The 229-nt window shown below is 39.3% G+C and carries 1 protein-coding gene; it reads right to left on the minus strand.

Annotated features, from left to right (window positions below; genetic code table 11):
* Positions 1-33 precede the first annotated feature (33 nt).
* Positions 34-229, minus strand: a 196-nt coding sequence (locus R0J87_RS25490) for a hypothetical protein (protein WP_498889803.1), incomplete at its 5' end; no start/stop codon positions are given.

Raw genomic sequence — 229 nt, forward strand, 5'->3', positions numbered from 1 at the left:
CACGTCACTCGTTTCTCTATAGGATCCTGTCCATTATAGCAAGAATGAAGAAAATAATGGAAAGAATCCCGGGAAAAGATCCTTAACTAGCTTAAATATGCGCACGAATGGAGAATTTTTTCTTGATTGCTGCGCGAATAAACCGAATGGAGCGGCTAAATCCAACCCGAAAAATCGGAATTTTTCAATTTTTTGGTGGAATTTCATTGACAGGCCCGAAAGCTTGATT

It is taken from the genome of Halomonas sp. SIMBA_159, from assembly GCF_046536035.1.
Taxonomy (GTDB): domain Bacteria; phylum Pseudomonadota; class Gammaproteobacteria; order Pseudomonadales; family Halomonadaceae; genus Vreelandella; species Vreelandella venusta_A.